The sequence below is a fragment of the Demequina sp. genome (assembly GCF_016278765.1).
Classification (GTDB): Bacteria; Actinomycetota; Actinomycetes; order Actinomycetales; family Demequinaceae; genus Demequina.
Genome location: NZ_JADQBE010000015.1, coordinates 14,538 through 31,407, shown reverse-complemented (window position 1 = coordinate 31,407; position 16,870 = coordinate 14,538). Strand labels below are relative to the sequence as shown.

Below are 16,870 nucleotides of genomic sequence, written 5' to 3'. Positions count from 1 at the left end.
CGACTATGGTCACCGCTATGAAGACCCGCCTGTGCCGCGTCATCGCCGCGGCCACGATTGCTGCCCTCGCCACCGCCGCATGCTCCACCGACACCGCGCCCGCGAACGCGGGCCCCACCGTGGCAGCGGCGTTCTATCCCCTGGAATTTGTGGCCCAGCGCGTCGTGGGCGACGTGGGAACCGTGACCACCGTGACCTCGCCCGGAGTCGAACCACACGATGTCGAACTCTCCCCCGCCACCGTGCGCGAGATGCAGAATGCCGACGTTGTCCTGTACATCGACGGGTTCCAGCCCGCGGTGGACGACGCCATCAGCTCGACCGGCGCCGTCGCCCTCGATACCGCCAGTGTCGTGAGCCTTCACACCGCCGCCGGAACGTCGGCCCTCGACCCACACTTCTGGCTGGACCCGAGTGTGCTTGCCACCTACACGCTCGCGATCGGCGACTCCCTCGCCCGTCTCGACCCCGCCCACGGCGACACCTACGTCTCCAACGCGGCGGACCTTGCCCGGGAGCTCGGCGCGCTCGCGGACGCCTACACCGCCGGGCTGTCTCAGTGCGCGCGCCGCGACATCATCGTGAGCCACGAGGCGTTCGGGTACCTCGCCGCGGCGTTCAACCTCAACCAGATCGCCATCGCCGGCGTCGACCCCCAAAGCGAGCCCTCGCCCGCCAAACTCCGCGAGATTCGCGACATCATCGCCTCGACGGGATCCACCACGGTCTTCACAGAGTCGCTCGTGAACCCCGCCGTCGCCGAGTCGCTCGCCACCGATGCCGGCGTTGCCACGGCCGTGCTCGACCCGGTGGAGACCGTCGTGAACGGCGACGACTACTTTGGAGCCATGAATCGCAATCTGGACGCCCTGAAGACGGCTCTCGACTGTGGCTGACCTGTCCGTCCCTATCGACGTCGCGCCCCCCGTTCTCTCGGCGCGGAACGTTGACGTGTCCCTCAACGGCACGGCGATCCTCCACGCGGTCGGAATTGATGTGTCGCCTGGCGAGGTGGTCGCCCTCATGGGCGGCAACGGCTCTGGCAAGTCCACCTTCGTTCGGGCGCTCGTCGGCGCCGTTCCGCTTGCCCGCGGCTCGGTCACCCTGTTCGGCGAGCCCGCCGGTGCGAGCCCGCGCTCACGGATCGGCTACGTGCCCCAACGGATGAGCGCCGGTGGCGGCGTCGCCGCCACCGTGGACGAAGTGGTGCGCTCAGGACTGCTGGGGCATCGTCGGCTACGCGGCCCCCGCGACGCGCGGACCCGAGCGAAACGGGCCCTTGCTCAACTCGGAATCGAGGACCTCCTGGGGCGCGACGTCAGTCGCCTGTCGGGAGGGCAACAGCAGCGCGTCCTCATTGCCAGGGCGCTGGTGCGTCAACCCGACATCCTCATACTCGATGAGCCCATGGCCGGGGTGGACCTGCAGTCTCAAGTCGCATTTGCACACGCCCTCGGCCACCTGAAGGAGAACGGCGTCGCCGTCATCATCGTGTTGCACGAACTGGGCGCCCTCGCGCGCCACATCGATCGCTCGGTGGTATTGGACGGAGGTCGGGTGACCTACGAAGGTGCGCCGCCGAATGATCTCGGCATTCACGCTCTTCCGGGACACGAGCACGAGCACGCCCACGAGGACCCCCCTTCCCCGGCACGCGGCGGCATCGTCTTGGAGGGACCCGCATGACCCTCCTGGCGGACCCCCTGGTTCAGCGCATGCTCTTGGTCGGGCTGCTCGTCGGAGCCGCAGCGCCCATCGTCGGCACGTACTTGGTGCAGCGGCGCATGGCCTTGCTTGGCGACGGCATCGGCCACGTGGCGCTTGCGGGCGTCGCTGCGGGGTGGCTTGCGGGGTCCGCGGCCGGCCTCGCGCAGCGAGATTCGCTCGCGGTGCCGGGCGCCGTGCTATTCGCGGTGGCAGGGGCCGTCATCATCGAGCGCATGCGCGCCAGAGGCGCCGCCGCGGACGTCGTCATGGCCATCCTGTTTTACGGAGGCATCGCGTCGGGCGTGCTGCTCATCGGCCTGGCGGGCGGATCAAACGCCAACCTGCTCGGGTATCTGTTCGGCTCCATCTCGACCGTCGCGTGGGCCGATGTGTGGATCACGGCGACGCTTGCAATCGTGATCGTCGGCGTGGGTCTTGGCCTGCGCGGGGCGCTCTTCGCGGTCACCCACGACCAGGAGTTCGCCCGCTCCACAGGCCTGCCGGTCGAGCTCCTCAACATGATGGTCGCGGTGCTCGCCGCGGCGACCATTACCGTCGCCATGCGCGTGGTCGGAGTGCTCCTGGTGTCGGCCCTCATGATCCTGCCGGTGGCAATCGCCCAACGCGTCACCGCCTCCTTCTCGCGCACGATGTACGTGTCGATGGCGGTCGGCGCGACGCTCACCCTCACGGGAATCTGGATCACCCTCACGCACGACCTTCAGCCGGGCGCGTTGATCGTGGTGCTCGGCGTGGGCGTGTACGTGGCGGTGACCCTTGCCCTCGCCAGCCGCGATCGCCTTCGACGAGGGAGCGAGTCGTGACCGAAGCCAAACCCCGTCAGACCAAGCAACGGTCCGCGATCGTGAAGGCCCTCGGCCAGGGCGGCTTCCGCTCGGCCCAGGACTGGCACGACCTCCTGCGTCACGGCGGCGCCGCCATCGGCCTGGCAACCGTCTACCGGGCGCTCCAGGCTCTCGCCGAATCGGGAGACGTCGACGCCGTGGTGACGGATTCCGGCGAGACTTTGTACCGGCTGTGCCAAGCGGGCGAGGTCCATCACCACCACTTGCGATGCCGAGTGTGCGGCGCCGCGCAAGACGTGGACATGCCCACCTTCGAGGCGTGGGCGGCGTCGGTGGCCGCCCAGCACGGCTATTCTCGGCTCGAGCACACGGTAGAACTCACCGGCGTGTGCGGCCGGTGTGCGGCGGAGGGCAACTAGGTGGCGGGCGTGCCGAGCTTCATCTCCGACGGCCCGTGGCTCGGACTGTTCTTCTTCCTGCTCGGCGTCGTGTTCTTGCGCGCCCAGGGCACCTATTGGCTGGGCCGTTGGGTTCGCGATCGCGCCGAAACCGCATCCCAGCGGGCGCCCGACGCGCGCGGTTCACGATGGGTGCGGCGCTTTTCAGGCCCGCGGATGGACAGGGCGGGAGCATTCTTGGACAGGTGGGGCTTCATCGGCGTGCCAGTGTCGTTCCTCACGATCGGGTTCCAGACGATGGTCAACGCGTCGGCGGGTTACGGGCGAATGCGATGGGACCTGTACACGGTAGCGATGATTCCGGGCTGTATCGCCTGGGCCATGCTCTACGCGGCGCTGGGCCTGACCATCTACAGCGCATTCGTGGCCGCGCCGTGGCTCAGCCTCGCAGTCTTGGCGGCCCTCATCGCTCTCGCGTTCGGACTCACCCGGCTGCGCCGAAACGCCGGTTCCGTCGCGCATACTCCTCGATAGCCGCCCACAGGTGCGTGCGGTTCACGTCGGGCCACAACACGTCCGAGAACACATACTCTGCGTAGGCGGCCTGCCACGGCAGGAAGTTGCTGGAGCGCTGCTCCCCGCTTGATCGCCAGAACAGGTCCACATCGGGCATGTCGGGCTCGTCCAGGTGCGCGGCCACCGTCTTCTCGGTGATCTTCGCGGGATTCAGTTCCCCTGCGGCGACCTTGAGCGCGATGGCCTTTGCGGCGTCGGCGATCTCGGCGCGACCGCCGTAGTTGACGCACATGGTCAGCGTGAGAACGTCGTTGTTCCGAGTCATCTCCTCGGCGCTCTCCAACTCGTCGATCACGGACTTCCACAGTTTTGGACGGCGCCCGGCCCACCGGACGCGCACACCCCACGCGTGCATCTGGTCGCGTCTGCGGCGGATCACGTCGCGGTTGAATCCCATGAGGAAGCGCACCTCATCGGGACTGCGCTTCCAGTTCTCTGTACTGAACGCGTAGGCGCTGACGTGGGTCACACCCACCTCGATGGCGCCCGCCACCACGTCGAGAAGCGCGGCCTCTCCCCTGGTGTGGCCCTCGGTACGTGGCAGCCCGTGCTGCTTTGCCCATCGGCCATTGCCGTCCATCACCACGGCCACGTGGGCTGGCACCGCCGATGACGGCAAGTGGGGTGGCGTCGCGCCGGAAGGATGCGGAAACGGCCGGGTGGTCACGGCTTGAGGATACCGGCTTGCAAGCGCTACTCCCCGAGGCTATCCGACACCACGGACAATGCTGCGGCCCGGGCGTCCCTGGCACGCGGCCCGCGCTGCGCGACAAGCGCCTCGACGAGGGCCTCCAACACCAGGGTCAGGCCTGCACGCGACGTCTGCACGAGTTCGTCTTGGAACGACTCGGTCACCGGGGGGACGACCACCGTAATCGTCGCCCGCGACACGAGCGCAGACCGCGAGAACGCCGTCACCGCCACGACCGTCGCGCCGGCCTCTTGCGCGGCGTCGACAGCGTCGAGCGTCGCACGATTGGCCCCGGAACCCGAGATGGCCAGGAGGACGCAGCTCTTGTCAAGTTGTCGGGCCGCGATGCGCTGTGCCAGCGTGTCCGGCAGATACTCGGTGGGGCGGCCCGCCGTGGTGAGCCGTATCGCCACGTCGTAGCCCAGTGGCGCCGACAGCCCATTGGCCGAGATGACCACGCGCGAGGCGTTGTCGAGTGCGTCGACGCAAGCATCCACGACCTCGGCAGTCAGTACGGCGGCCGTGTGGGGTAGCGCACGGGCAAAGCGGTCCATCGCGGCCCGCACGATGCCGAGGTTGCCGTCAGCGCTGATGACAGGTTCGGTGTCGTACGCACGCTGCCGGGCGAGAGCCACGCGCAATTGCGGGTACCCGTCGTATCCAAGCGACTGGGCCATGCGCACCACGGAGGCTCTGCCCACATTTGCGACATCGGCCAACTCTTGGGCGGTCATGTCGACGGCACGGGGCACGTCGGCTACGATCGCCTCGGCGACCCGGCGCTCGCTGGGCTGCAGGGAAGGCGCAAGCGCCGCAATCCTGGCCGTTGGCGGTGCGTCAGGGGCTCCTGTCCAGGTCACGAACTGTCGCCCCTTCCATGATCCTGCGCCGGATTCTGCCGGACACCGCGTCGATGCTCATGGTGATGACGATCACGACAATGATGAGCACGCCCACGGTATCCCACTCGCGATATTGGGTGTAGCCCGTGAGCATGTCGCCGATACCGCCGACGCCGATCAGTCCCAAGATGGCCGAGGTGCGCACATTGATCTCGAAGCGGTACAACGCGAGCGACATGAGTTCCGGCGCCGCCGCGGTCCATAGGCCCCAGCGTGCCACCTCGAGCACGTTCCCGCCGCTCGCCCTCACGGCCTCGGCGGCGCCGTGTGGAACTGACTCGATCGTCTCGTAGGTCCACTTGCCATGGGTGCCAATGCCGCCGATGGCTAACGCGAGTGCCCCCGTGAATGGCGTGAGCCCCGTGACCGTCAGGATGATGATGGCGATGATCACCTCTGGTACGGCACGGATCACGGCGAAGAGCCCACGCAGCGTGAGCCGCAGCCACCACGGTCCCACGCCGGAGGCGGCGGGGATGCCCAGCGCGGTCGACAGCACCACACCGAGCACGGCGCCCACCCACGCCATGGCCACCGACCGCCAGGTCTGGAACAGCGCCTCTGGAAGTTTGGCCCAGTCAGGATCGGCGAACATGAGCCTGCCGTAGTGAAGCAGGTCAGCTGGTAGGTCGACGAGCCTGCCCCATTCGATGCCGAGATCCCAGAAGGCGGCGAGCAGGAGGACGCCGACGCCGGTCCACGCGAGGCGGACGACGATGCCCCTGGGCTTGGCTGGCACTTGGCCGACGTCGGGCTCGTGGAGCGCTGCGGCGTTCATCGCAGCCTCTTGCGCAAGAAGTTGGACAGTAGCTCGATGAGGATGACCACCACGAGGATCTCTGCGATGATCGTCGCCAGCGAGTCGTAACGGTAGAAGCCGCGCACCTCGTCGATGAGGCGACCGAGTCCGCCGGCACCCACGATGCCAAGAATCGCCGAGACACGGACGTTCAGCTCGAGCGAGTACAGCACTTGGCTTGCAAACATTGGCCACATCTGCGGAAGTGTCGTCAGCCGGTTGATTTGCGTCTGCGTTCCGCCTGCCGCGCGGCCGGCCTCCATATACGAGGCATCGGCCGAGTCCACCGCCTCAGACACCAGCTTGACCACGATTCCCAGGTCGAACAGGATCAGCGTGATGATGCCAGGAAGGGTGCCGACGCCGATCATCGCCACCAGGATCGTCGCGTACACAAGATCCGGTACCGCGCGCACCACATTGAGAACCAAGCGCACTCCACGACGGGTCGCCGCGCGGGGATTCGAAGGGCGGGCGGCCCACAGGGACAGGGGCACCGCGAGCACCGCCGCGATGGCAGTACCCACGAGCGCCATCTCAATGGTCTCGATGAGCGGCTCCCACGTGCGCGGAAGGATCGACAGGTCGGGCCGAAAGAGCTTGCCGATGCGCTCCGCCCCATTGCCCCAATTGCGGGCGATGGCGTCAAGGTCCACCTCGACGCCGCCCAGGGTCGGCAGCGTCGTCAGCACGGTGATGACAACTAGTGCGCCCGTGACTACGGCGATGCGCGGCCACACCCGCGGCCGCGGTGGCACCGCAAGCTCAGTCGCTGCCATCAGCGATCTAGCCGGTCTCTCGACTGAATGGGGCGTCCGTAGATCGCCTCAAAGTCGGCGTCGGTGGCGTGCGCTGCGAGGCCATCGTAGACAACCTTTCCCCCACGCAAGCCGATCACTCTGGTGGTGTATTGACGCGCAAGGTCCACGAGATGAAGGTTGACCAGTACCGTCAGATTCCGCTCCCGGTTGATGTGCAGCAGGTCCGACATCACGGTGTGCGCAGTCGGCGGGTCGAGGCTGGCCACCGGCTCATCGGCGAGCATCACGGCAGGTTCTTGACTGAGTGCCCTGGCGATCGCCACGCGTTGCTTCTGGCCACCAGACAGGGCCCCAGCCCTGCCCCAGACCTTATCGAGCATCCCCACCGACTCGAGGGACCGCATCGCAATGTCACGGTCATTCGCACCCGCGATGCCCAGCACGGTCCGCCACGTGGGCGAGTGGGCAAAGCGACCTACCAGGACATTGTGATAGACGCTCGCGCGGTCGGCGAGGTTGAATCCCTGGAAGATCATCCCGATGTGACCACGCAGGGCTCGCAGCGGCCTCCCGGACAGCGCGCTCACGGTGTGCGGTCCCACCCTGACGGCGCCGGACGTCACGGGCACTAATCCGTTGATGGTGCGGATCAGTGTTGACTTTCCCGAGCCCGACAGCCCCACGACGGCCACCATCTCGCCTGACGCGATGTGGAGCGAGACGTCTGTGAGTGCAGTGACCCCGTTCGGATAGCGCACCGTCACGTGCGAGAGGTCAATGGGCCACGACACGGAGGCCGGGGTCGTGTGAGCCCCGGCCTCCGTGCGCTGTGTGCGGTCTGGCATGAAGAACCGTCCTACTGGCTGAAGCGAGCGTTCACCTGTCGTGCCAGGTCGATGGCGGCCGGGTCGGCTGGCACCCAGTCGGTCTGGCTAAAGATATTCTCCAGAGTCTCAGGGTCGACATCGGAGAAGTTGTCCATGAGGTCGGTGATCTTGACCCGCAGGTCCTCGGGCAAGTCGTCCGAGAGGACGACTCCGCCGTTGGGGTACATGTCGGACAGGCCGAAGACGACCACCTTCTGGCCCAGGTCCGGAACCTCGGATTCATCGATCGAGCTACGGGCGTCCCAGTACGCGAAGCCGACTTCGGCATCACCGTTGTAGACGGCCATGATGAGGTTGTCGTTGCCGGTCACGGGAACCTGCTCGAGGTCATCGATGCTGATGCCCAGTTTCTCGAGCGCAAGCACTGGAAGTTGGTATCCGGCGGGCGACGTGGTGTTGCCAAAGGCGACCCGGGTGCCTGACTCGATGTTGGCCAGCGCGTCGACCGCAACGGGACCGACGCCGGTGTTGGCGGCGCTGTCCGCGACGCTGTTGCAGTACAGGAACGTCTGTCCGGTTGCGGCATAGGTTGCCTCGACGGGAGTGTCGGCGCAGTACTTGTCCGCGTTGTCGATGTTGGTGAAGAACTCCGAAGCGTACTGCGACGCTCCGTAGCGGACGTCCTGGAGCACCGCGTGGGCCCCGTAGAGGTCCTCGGCGGCGGCCAGGGAGCCCGCGTCCGCGATCGCGATCTGGGCTTGGCCGGAACCAATGGCCTCGACGGCCGCCTGATAGTCCTTGGTGACGACGCCGTTGACGGTCATGCCCAACTCGGACGACAGATAGTCAGTCAGGGGTGCGGCAGAGGTGACCAGGTCATTGACCTGTTCGTTCGGAATGAGGGCGAGGGTGATCTCCGACGGCCAGTCGGAGCCAGACGCGGCGGTGCTGTCCGCGCTTGTAGTGGGCGTGTCATCGCCGTTGGAACTGCAGCCCGCCAGGGTGAGGAGGGCGGCGGCGACCACACCGGTGGTGATCATAGTCTTGCGCATGCTAGTGGTGCCTTTCGTGGGTGGAGCCGGTGCCGGGCGGCACAGGAGGAGCGGGCGTCGTGATGCCCGCCCACGCTTCGATGAGGGGATACAGCTCGGGGAGGGTCGCGGCCGCCATCGTTGTGTGCGCGGCGAACGACATCCAGGCCGGTCCCACGAGAGCGGTGTCGGCTCCGAGGGCGGCGGCGGGCTCAAGGTCGTTGTCATAGATGTCGCCGACGCTGAGCACAGGACCACGTGTGAGCGCGTCTGCCACCAGCGCCCTCATCCCGTCCGGCTTGCCGACTGACGCGTGGATCGCGGCGAGATGGATGCCGACCCCGAGCGACTCGAGTGCCTCGGCGAGTCGGGTGTGCGGGGCGTTCGTGGCGAGCACCAGATCCGCAGCACCGCTCAGCCGCTCAAGCAAAGCCACAAGACCGTCGGGGGCCTCGACCAGCGCCCGAGGTGTGCCGAGCGACTTCCGGCTGCGCAGGTAGCCGCGCTCCAGCACCTCCGCGGCAATCCCCCGTGCCGCCGCCGCCTGACGCACGGCGTCGTACGCGTCGATCGCGTCAGAGCGGCCCGCCTCAAAAGCGGCGAGGCTCTGGCCCACGGCTGTCGCCAACGTGGAGTCGCCCACGATGGCGACGACTTCGCGTACGTAGGCGTCGATGGGACCCCGCCCCAACGCCAGCGTGCCGTCAAAGTCGAAAATCACCGTGCGGATCATGCGACTGCCTCCCCGTCGTGGACAATGCGTCCAGACTAAGGCGGCTTTATGGACGAAACGGTCACGAACAGGTTAAATTCCGGAGAACTCTTGCGAACGCGGGCGGCACCGATGCTCCTAGCGCGCCACCGCATCGCCGCGATCGACGTGAACGAGTGAGCGCACGCGCCGCTCCATGTGGAACTGCGCATATGCGGCCACCAGGCCAGCCGCCTCGCGGCGATGGCGAGCGTCCGAGGAATCCGCCTCGCCCCATCGCCCTCCAATCAGGGCGGACAGTAGCGAGAAGACCTCCGGTGCAGGCGCACCGGAACCGGGCTGACGGCACGACTCACACGTCGCCCCTCCCCCAGCGACCGCAAACGCACGATGCGGGCCGGGGGCGCCGCACGTCGCGCACTCACCAAAGCTGGGCGCGTATCCCGCGAGCGCGAGGGAGCGCAACAGGAAGGAGTCGAGCACCAGCCCTGCGTCGTGCTCACGCCGGCTGAGCGCGCCGAGCCCGCCGTGCAGAAGCTTGAAATGGTCGAGGGCTGGCTCCTTCTCCTGGTCCACCAAGGCATCGACCGTCTCCACCATGGCGGTCGCGGCCGTGAAGAGTCGGTAGTCCTCGCAAATGCGCCGCGCGTAGGGCTCCTTGGTCTCGACCTGGCTCACGATGTCCAGGTTGCGGCCCTCGTAGAGTTGAACGTCCGCGAGCATAAACGGCTCCATGCGCGACCCGATCCGGCTGGTGGTCCGCCGCACTCCCTTGGCGACCGCCCTCACCTTGCCGTGGGAACGCGTCAGCATCGTCACGATGCGGTCCGCCTCACCCAACTTGTGGGTGCGCAGCACGATGGCGTCGTCTCGGTACAGGGGCACGGCTCATTGTCTCTCGCCGAGACCACATTCACTCATGCCCGCGCCGTACGCGCGCACCACGGCGCCGTCATCCCCGTCCGAGGGTATGAAGGCTCACGCTCGGACCACTAGCGTCCGGCCCTGTTCACCGCGGAGATGATCGCCTTGAGGGATGCGGTCGTGATCGACGGATCGATGCCGACGCCCCACAGGATGTCGTCCCCAAGTTGGCATTCGACGTACGCGGCCGCTTTGGAGTCCCCACCGGCAGTCAGCGCGTGCTCGGCATAGTCGAGAACCTCGACCTTGACGCCGCGCGTGCCGAGCGCCGCCACGAAGGCGTCGACGGGGCCGTTTCCCGAACCCTCGATCGTGACGAACTGCCCTGAGTCGACCACATCGGCCGCAAGGGTGTCGGGCCCCGTGTCGCTCGACGACGTCCGGGTGCCCTGAAGCGAGAAGCGCCCCCACGCCTTGTCCGAGTCGGGCGCGGGCAGATACTCGTCCTCGAAGATCTGCCAGATGTCGTCGGCCGACATCTCGACGCCTGAGGCGTCGGCGGCCCTCTGCACGACGCGCGAGAACTCGATCTGCAGGCGCCGCGGCAAGTCGAGGTGGCGTTCCGACTTCAGCAGGTACGCGACACCCCCCTTGCCGGACTGAGAGTTGACGCGGATCACGGCCTCGTAGGATCGCCCCACGTCCTTGGGGTCGATCGGCAGGTACGGCACTGCCCATGCGAGCTGGTCCAAGGAGACACCCTTGCGAGCGGCGTCCTGCTCCATGCGCTCCAGGCCCTTCTTGATGGCGTCCTGATGCGAGCCGGAGAACGCGGTGAAGACCAGATCGCCGCCCCACGGGTGGCGCGGGTGAACGTCCAACTGCGTGCAGTACTCGACCGTACGCCGGATCTCATCCATGTTGCTGAAGTCGATCTGCGGGTCAATGCCCTGGCTGAACAGGTTCATGCCGAGCGTCACCAGATCCACGTTGCCGGTGCGCTCGCCGTTGCCGAACAGGCAGCCCTCGATGCGGTCCGCGCCGGCCATGTACCCCAGTTCTGCGGCGGCGACGGCGGTGCCACGGTCGTTGTGGGGGTGCAGGCTGAGCACCACCGACTCCCGATAGTCGAGGTGGCGGCTCATCCACTCAATCGAGTCGGCGTACACGTTGGGTGTGGCCATCTCTACGGTGGCGGGCAGGTTGATGATGACCTTGCGGTCCGGCGTGGGCTTCCACACGTCCAGCACGGCGTTGCAGACCTCGACCGCGTACTCCAGCTCGGTGCCCGTATAGGACTCCGGGCTGTACTCGTAGAACACCTGCGTGTCCGGGATGAGCTCCTCGAACTTCTGACACAGCAGCGCGCCGCGCGTGGCAATGTCCCTGATCTCGTCCTTGTCCGCCCGGAAAACGACGTCGCGCTGCAGGATCGACGTGGAGTTGTACAGGTGCACGATGGCGTTCTTGGCCCCGCGCAAAGACTCGTAGGTGCGTTCGATGAGGTGTTCGCGCGCCTGCGTCAGCACCTGGATGGTGACATCGTCCGGGATCTTGTCGTGCTCCACCAGTGCGCGCACAAAGTCGAAGTCCGTCTGGCTTGCCGACGGAAAGCCGACCTCGATCTCCTTGTACCCCATCTTCACGAGCAGGTCGAACATGCGCATCTTGCGTTCGGCGTTCATCGGCTCGATGAGGGCCTGGTTGCCGTCGCGCAGGTCCACAGCGCACCAGCGCGGCGCCCTGTCGATGCGGTGGGTCGGCCAAGTGCGGTCAGGCAGGTTGACCGTGATCTGCTCGTGGAAAGGGCGGTACCTGTGCAGCGGCATCTGGGAGAGGCCCTGGTGGCCGCCGGTGTAGTAATCGTCGTGCGCCATGGTGAATCCTTCGAAGTAGTGGGGGCTATCTGCTAGCCGGCACACCAACCACCGCGACGAGATTCCGGCTGATTAGGCCTCGTCGCGGCGACGAAGGAGCAGGGTGACCCGCCGTGCACGCATGACCACACCCTAGCCGATGCCTGCTGTCAGTCGGCAAGCCCGAGGTGGACGTCGAGGCGAGAAATGTGGCCGGTGCGCTGGAAGACTGCCGCCGAGTCGGGCCCGTCGAGGGCAAGCCCCCGAACGTGATCCTCCACGTCCTCCGAGACACCACGATGCCGGCCGCGCCTCCACGGTGGAGCACCACGGGGACCTGACAGAGCGTGAATCCCATCGCCCCCGTCTCGAGTGCAAGGGTGTGGACTTCTCCATCCAGATCGACGTACGTCAGTGACGCGGGTGTCTCCAGGAACTCCTGCTGGCGCACGATCCGAGGCTCGAACCGGATGATCCCACCCTTCACGACGACGCCCATCTCGCTCGCGCGCGTGATGAGATCCTGCTTCACTTGCCCCGTCATTCCGGGCTGTTGCACGCCCGCGAAGCTGGGGGTGTGTGAATACGGGTCGGTGGGCACCGCGCCGTACTCCGCGGGCGACTTATGTACGCCGATGCCCTCGCGGATCTTTGCGTAATGCCGCTCCAGCCGCTCCACGACGGCCTCACTCGCCCCCGATTGGAGAGCGCCAAGGCGCGCCTCGTCGACGGCAAGAAGGAGTTTGGACACCATGTGCCAGTAGATCGATCCGAGACCCTCGTACTTGTAGAAGGTTTCGGACCGACCCGTGAAGGATGCGTGCTCGAACACGTTCTCGTAGATGTTGAGCACGCGGGAACGGTCCTCAGCCGCGAGCGAACCGTCGTCGCCCTCGTCGAGCGCGGCCAGTGCCTCGTCCAGGTAGTTGGCGTTGCGGAACGCCGGGTTGAAGTGGATACCTCCGTCAACATCCCTAGACACGATGCGCGCGTCGCCACGCTCCAGCATCGCGGTGAGGAGCGCGGAACCCCCTACGTCCTCCTCCGACACGATGTTCTTGTCAAGAAAGTGCGGGAGGTCACGATCTGGATACAGGATGTAGCTGTTCTGGTCGGCACGGTACAGCGCGCTGGCGCGCAACGCATCGAGCAGGTCGGCCGCCTCGGTCGCACCGAGCAGACCGCAGCTGAGCACCGCCACCTGACCCTCGAGCATCTCGGTGAGATGCTCGACGGATATCCCGCCAGGCGACACCTGCATGATGTTGTACGAGTGGTACAGGCCGTCCTCACGGCGATTGCCCGCAATCGTGTGGTCGGCGTGACGGAGCACATCGGAGATGAAGGCACGCAACTGCGTCGTCGTCACCGTGGTGTGGCCCCCGCGGCCAGCCGGCTCGTACACGCTTGCGCGATACTGGGCTCCGGCCGTGCCCAGGGCGTCAAGCAGCGCCTTGCGCTCCCCATCCGCGCCCGCGTCCTTGCCCACCGGCAGATGGCTCTCAAAGGCCGAGGCGACGGCGCGCAGAAATTCGGCCACGGGAACGGAGACCTCTACCTCGTCGACTCCGGATGCCTTCAATTGACCATGGAGGAACCACAGGTATCTGCGCACGTAGTACAGGGTCACCATCGACACCCCGTTGCCGACCAGGGCATTGTTGGCGTCGTTCCACTCCGGGCGCTGGGTGTTCATCCAGATGCCGCCTCCGGGAACGAAGTTTGACAGCTTGGACAACGCCACGATGAGCAACTTCTCGGTCAGGTTCGCGCGCAACAGGGCGCCGTCGGCATCCAGCACGGCCTTACCGTCGGAGCCGATGCGTCGCACACGTTCGAGCGCCGCATCGTTGACCGCCTGGTCGAAGTCGATCGTGTCGCGGGGGTCGCGCAGCAGGTCCTCGTACGGACGGATCCGGTATGGAACGTCGGCGAACGTGAACACCTTGCGGGTGAGCAACGGGACAAGGCTGCCGGGGCGGTAACGGTCGGCCACCTCGAGCAGGCGCAGCAGGTAGATCACCTGGTGATCACCCCCATAGCCGATGTTCGCCCAGTCGTCCTCGACGTCCAAGAGCTCCCACTCATAGCCCTCGCGCAGCACGCGGTAGGGGTTGTAGCCGTCCACCGTCGACGAGTCGGCGAACTTGAAGAGCATGGCCTCGACAAAGTCGGGGTACGACAGCGCCAGCGCCTCCCAGTTCTGGAAGATGTCTCGCCAATTTCCCCGGTAATTCAGCATCGGCTGACCCTGGTCGTCCTTGAGACGAATGGAGAAGGAATTCCACGGCCAGCTGGGGTCGCCGTGACGGCGGCTGAACGACAGCGGCAGGTATTCCGCCGCAAGACGCTCCAGGTCGACGTCGCCCACGGCCTGGACCCACTTCATGAGGTCTTCGCGACGCAGTGACGCCGGGAGTGCGTCCAGGAGGGCCGCGTGGCGGGCGCGCACGGCAGAGTTGGTCTTGCCCAGGTAGGCGCCCAGGTCATCTCGAGACACGAGGTACCCATGATCAGGAATACCGCCCCGCATCGCGTTGAACAGCGTGTTGGCGAAGTGCCGCCATACGCTTGGCTCATCTGCCGTGGCCTGCAGTCCATCCGTCTCACCGACAATGCGCATCAGTCTCGCGGTGCCGCTCGCGATATCGGCCAGGACTCGGTCCTTGATACCTGGCGCGGCCACGTCGCGCATGAGCGCCCGCACGCGGGAGGCGTCCTGCTCCACCTCGGCCACCACGAGCCAGTCCGCGGACTCACCCTGTGCAAGCGCGAGCGACCCCGAAACGAGGTATGCGCCGCGACGCCCCCGGATATCCGTCTCGGTGCGCTTGTAGCCGTCGACGAGCGTGCTGAACTCGAGCTGGAATCGCCGGCCGACTCCCGACGGCAGCACGTTGCGGATGCCGTCGAGGATCTCGATGGACACGGCGGCGTCGGAGACATTGCGCATCTCGGCTTGGCGCACAAAGCCATAGGCATCGCTGTTGGACCAGGAGTAGCGGAACATCAGGCCGAGATCGCGGTTGATCTCTTCGAACACCAAGCGGTTGCCGTACACGCTCTTGTACAGCGCGTTCGATCCGATACAGGCCTACTTGGCGCATCGAGAACGGCTCCCACAGCGTCGTCTTGCCGTCGCGGGTCACACGCACCAGGCTGATCGAACCCGTGGTCTCCGACGCATCGTGAATGCGGTCGTCACGGCCGATGCGATAGAACCTCTCGCCCGCAAGGCCCACGAGGCGACCGTCAACCTCACCCTCGCGTGCGCCCTCCGCGCCGCGTGTGGTCGCGAGGTCGTCCGTCATTGCACGCCTCCCCGGGCACAGTTGATCACGCAAGTGCAGTAATCGCGACCTTGTGAGAGCGCGACCATTGGTCCTCATGCAACTCGCTCAGGCGGCTCTTGTCAAAGGCCCATCCGCCCCCACTGAGTGGCGTCCCCCGCTGCTACTCCTGGGCGATCCTGACGCGCTGCTTCCGATACGCACGTCGACCGACCGGCGCTTGATTTCGACGGGCGCTGCACGGCTCGCCAGCATGTCACGATCAGCGCTCCACCCGGTCTGGGTTCACGGCGTCGTCAGCCACAGGCCCAGACCCGCGGCGGCGAGGCTGAGCACAAGCATGCCGGCGGCATGGGCGAACGAGAGCGCAAGGGCGCGGGCGCCTACGGCGAGGCGGACGGCTTCGACGCTGGCGGTGCTGAAGGTGGTGTACCCGCCGAGGAACCCCGTTCCGAGGATCAACTGAAGTTCTTCAGCGCCGCCGTAAGCGATGACCGCCCCGGTCAGCAGGCCAAGCAGCAACGAGCCCGTGACATTGACGACGAGCGTGCCCAGAGGGAAACGAAAGGGATTGCGGCGTGCAACCACGCCGTCGATGACAAAGCGTGCGGCGGCGCCGAGGCCACCGGCGAGCGCGATCACCAGCGGCGTCACGGGGCACCCCCCGTGGTGGATCTCGGCGGTCGGAACGTCCGTGCCACGGCGATCCCGGCCACGGCCGCCAGGACGCCCACCACCACGCTGACTAGCGGGTATGCGACCCCGGTCCACAGGTGATCGGTCGCGACGAGTCGATCAGTCTCCACGATGAAGGTGCTGTAGGTGGTGAATCCGCCGAGCAGCCCGGTGCCGACCCCGACGCGAATGCCGCGGCGCCAACCCGCGTCGGGGCCGCTGCGCAGCAGCGTCTCGAGCAGCAAGCCCAGGAGCAGCGATCCGACGACATTGATCAGGAAGGTGGCCCACGGCCACTGTCCCGGTTGCGGGGCGAAGGCCTCACTGACGTGCCAACGCGCCGTGACGCCAACTGCCCCGCCGAGCATCACCAGGGCAAGCATGCGAGGTCGCATGTAGGGCGCCCGGTGGAATCCGGTGACCTGGTCGCTCACCGCCACAACGGCGTCTCCCAGTCGACGACGCTGAGCGGGACGACCAGGACGGGCCGGTGCTGGTGATGGGACAGGCGTATGGCCACGGACCCTTCGACGGCCTCGAGGAACCGTGCTCCCGGTCCGGGTGCACGGGTGCCGACAACGATCCCGGCAGCGTCGACTGCACGTGCCAGGTGGGTGAGGGCGCGGTCGGGGCGACCGGCCAGGTAGCGGAACTCCCACGGCACGCCGGAAGATGCCAGCAGACCCGTCAACGACCGCTCAAGCTCCTCCTGCCGGGCCCGCCACGAGTCATCGATACTGTCCGAGTCGACTTCCGCATGGCGGACGGTGCCGTCCGGGAACTCCTCGACGGTGAACCGCTGGGGATCGACGTAGGCAAAGTAGAGCCGGATCCCGCCAGCGGCCTGGGACCACGATGCGGCGGTGAGCGCCACCAGTTCGGGCTGGTTGGGCTCGATCGCCACCACAAGCGGGTGGGTGCTGAAGGGCGTCAACCTCGACGGACTCGGTTGAGGTGCCTCGCGGTTGCTCATCG

At 66.7% G+C, this 16,870-nt stretch carries 18 protein-coding genes; 5 read left to right on the top strand and 13 right to left on the bottom strand.

What is annotated here, in order from left to right:
* The first annotated feature begins 17 nt into the window (after positions 1-17).
* From QZZ29_RS02730 to QZZ29_RS02710, 5 genes are read left to right on the top strand one after another with little or no spacing between them, the layout of a single operon-like run.
* Positions 18-896 (top strand): metal ABC transporter substrate-binding protein, encoded by an 879-nt coding sequence (locus QZZ29_RS02730; RefSeq protein WP_291381180.1) that lies wholly within the window; start codon positions 18-20, stop codon positions 894-896.
* Positions 889-1,686: an ATP-binding cassette domain-containing protein gene (locus QZZ29_RS02725; RefSeq protein ID WP_291381178.1), complete on the top strand. Its 798-nt coding sequence runs from the start codon at positions 889-891 to the stop codon at positions 1,684-1,686. Before QZZ29_RS02730 ends, QZZ29_RS02725 begins: the two co-directional genes overlap by 8 nt.
* On the top strand, positions 1,683-2,531 hold the full coding sequence (locus QZZ29_RS02720; RefSeq protein WP_291381177.1) for a metal ABC transporter permease: 849 nt from the start codon (positions 1,683-1,685) through the stop codon (positions 2,529-2,531). Before QZZ29_RS02725 ends, QZZ29_RS02720 begins: the two co-directional genes overlap by 4 nt.
* Positions 2,528-2,932 carry a Fur family transcriptional regulator gene (locus QZZ29_RS02715; RefSeq protein WP_291381176.1) on the top strand — a complete coding sequence of 135 codons (405 nt, stop codon included), beginning with the start codon at positions 2,528-2,530 and terminating at the stop codon, positions 2,930-2,932. Before QZZ29_RS02720 ends, QZZ29_RS02715 begins: the two co-directional genes overlap by 4 nt.
* A 9-nt stretch (positions 2,933-2,941) precedes the next feature.
* Positions 2,942-3,445, top strand: a complete 504-nt coding sequence (locus QZZ29_RS02710; protein ID WP_291381175.1) for a VTT domain-containing protein — start codon at positions 2,942-2,944, stop codon at positions 3,443-3,445.
* On the opposite strand, the gene QZZ29_RS02705 is transcribed toward QZZ29_RS02710, so the two are convergent.
* From QZZ29_RS02705 to QZZ29_RS02645, 13 genes are all read right to left on the bottom strand, one after another.
* The gene (locus QZZ29_RS02705; protein ID WP_291381173.1) at positions 3,396-4,154 is read right to left on the bottom strand and encodes an isoprenyl transferase; all 759 of its coding nucleotides are present in this window, start codon (positions 4,152-4,154) and stop codon (positions 3,396-3,398) included. The two genes, QZZ29_RS02710 and QZZ29_RS02705, sit on opposite strands and share 50 nt — an antisense overlap.
* Before the next feature lie 26 nt (positions 4,155-4,180).
* A complete protein-coding gene (locus QZZ29_RS02700) occupies positions 4,181-5,038 on the bottom strand; it encodes a MurR/RpiR family transcriptional regulator (RefSeq protein WP_291381172.1) in 858 nt (285 codons plus the stop codon).
* Entirely contained in the window at positions 5,016-5,858 is an 843-nt protein-coding gene (phnE, locus tag QZZ29_RS02695) for a phosphonate ABC transporter, permease protein PhnE (protein WP_291381171.1), read from the bottom strand. The genes QZZ29_RS02700 and phnE (QZZ29_RS02695) overlap by 23 nt, the downstream gene beginning before the upstream one ends.
* Positions 5,855-6,658, bottom strand: coding sequence for a phosphonate ABC transporter, permease protein PhnE (gene phnE, locus QZZ29_RS02690; RefSeq protein WP_291381169.1), 804 nt, complete (start codon positions 6,656-6,658; stop codon positions 5,855-5,857). The genes phnE (QZZ29_RS02695) and phnE (QZZ29_RS02690) overlap by 4 nt, the downstream gene beginning before the upstream one ends.
* Positions 6,658-7,485 (bottom strand): phosphonate ABC transporter ATP-binding protein, encoded by an 828-nt coding sequence (gene phnC / locus QZZ29_RS02685; protein WP_291381167.1) that lies wholly within the window; start codon positions 7,483-7,485, stop codon positions 6,658-6,660. Before phnC ends, phnE (QZZ29_RS02690) begins: the two co-directional genes overlap by 1 nt.
* A gap of 11 nt (positions 7,486-7,496) precedes the next feature.
* Complete coding sequence (phnD, locus tag QZZ29_RS02680) at positions 7,497-8,519, bottom strand: phosphate/phosphite/phosphonate ABC transporter substrate-binding protein (protein ID WP_291381166.1); 1,023 nt, start codon at positions 8,517-8,519, stop codon at positions 7,497-7,499.
* Between the two features lies 1 nt (position 8,520).
* Positions 8,521-9,231: an HAD family hydrolase gene (locus QZZ29_RS02675; RefSeq protein WP_291381165.1), complete on the bottom strand. Its 711-nt coding sequence runs from the start codon at positions 9,229-9,231 to the stop codon at positions 8,521-8,523.
* A 117-nt stretch (positions 9,232-9,348) separates the two neighbouring features.
* Positions 9,349-10,095, bottom strand: coding sequence for a DNA repair protein RecO (gene recO / locus QZZ29_RS02670; RefSeq protein WP_291381163.1), 747 nt, complete (start codon positions 10,093-10,095; stop codon positions 9,349-9,351).
* A gap of 107 nt (positions 10,096-10,202) precedes the next feature.
* Positions 10,203-11,951: a 2-isopropylmalate synthase gene (leuA, locus tag QZZ29_RS02665; RefSeq protein WP_291381161.1), complete on the bottom strand. Its 1,749-nt coding sequence runs from the start codon at positions 11,949-11,951 to the stop codon at positions 10,203-10,205.
* 25 nt (positions 11,952-11,976) lie between these two features.
* The gene (locus tag QZZ29_RS02660) at positions 11,977-14,991 is read right to left on the bottom strand and encodes a hypothetical protein (protein WP_291381160.1); all 3,015 of its coding nucleotides are present in this window, start codon (positions 14,989-14,991) and stop codon (positions 11,977-11,979) included.
* A gap of 514 nt (positions 14,992-15,505) precedes the next feature.
* The gene (locus QZZ29_RS02655) at positions 15,506-15,874 is read right to left on the bottom strand and encodes a CrcB family protein (RefSeq protein ID WP_291381158.1); all 369 of its coding nucleotides are present in this window, start codon (positions 15,872-15,874) and stop codon (positions 15,506-15,508) included.
* Entirely contained in the window at positions 15,871-16,329 is a 459-nt protein-coding gene (locus tag QZZ29_RS02650) for a CrcB family protein (protein ID WP_291381157.1), read from the bottom strand. Before QZZ29_RS02650 ends, QZZ29_RS02655 begins: the two co-directional genes overlap by 4 nt.
* A complete protein-coding gene (locus tag QZZ29_RS02645) occupies positions 16,326-16,868 on the bottom strand; it encodes a universal stress protein (RefSeq protein WP_291381156.1) in 543 nt (180 codons plus the stop codon). Before QZZ29_RS02645 ends, QZZ29_RS02650 begins: the two co-directional genes overlap by 4 nt.
* Positions 16,869-16,870 lie beyond the last annotated feature (2 nt).

Excerpts from the sequence above, each read along its gene's own strand:
- QZZ29_RS02730 (WP_291381180.1), top strand. The coding sequence starts at position 18 with ATGAAGACCCGCCTGTGCCGCGTCATCGCCGCGGCCACGATTGCTGCC.
- QZZ29_RS02720 (WP_291381177.1), top strand. The coding sequence starts at position 1,683 with ATGACCCTCCTGGCGGACCCCCTGGTTCAGCGCATGCTCTTGGTCGGG.
- phnE (WP_291381171.1), bottom strand. The coding sequence starts at position 5,858 with ATGAACGCCGCAGCGCTCCACGAGCCCGACGTCGGCCAAGTGCCAGCC.
- phnE (WP_291381169.1), bottom strand. The coding sequence starts at position 6,658 with ATGGCAGCGACTGAGCTTGCGGTGCCACCGCGGCCGCGGGTGTGGCCG.
- phnC (WP_291381167.1), bottom strand. The coding sequence starts at position 7,485 with ATGCCAGACCGCACACAGCGCACGGAGGCCGGGGCTCACACGACCCCG.
- phnD (WP_291381166.1), bottom strand. The coding sequence starts at position 8,519 with ATGCGCAAGACTATGATCACCACCGGTGTGGTCGCCGCCGCCCTCCTC.
- QZZ29_RS02675 (WP_291381165.1), bottom strand. The coding sequence starts at position 9,231 with ATGATCCGCACGGTGATTTTCGACTTTGACGGCACGCTGGCGTTGGGG.
- leuA (WP_291381161.1), bottom strand. The coding sequence starts at position 11,951 with ATGGCGCACGACGATTACTACACCGGCGGCCACCAGGGCCTCTCCCAG.
- QZZ29_RS02645 (WP_291381156.1), bottom strand. The coding sequence starts at position 16,868 with ATGAGCAACCGCGAGGCACCTCAACCGAGTCCGTCGAGGTTGACGCCC.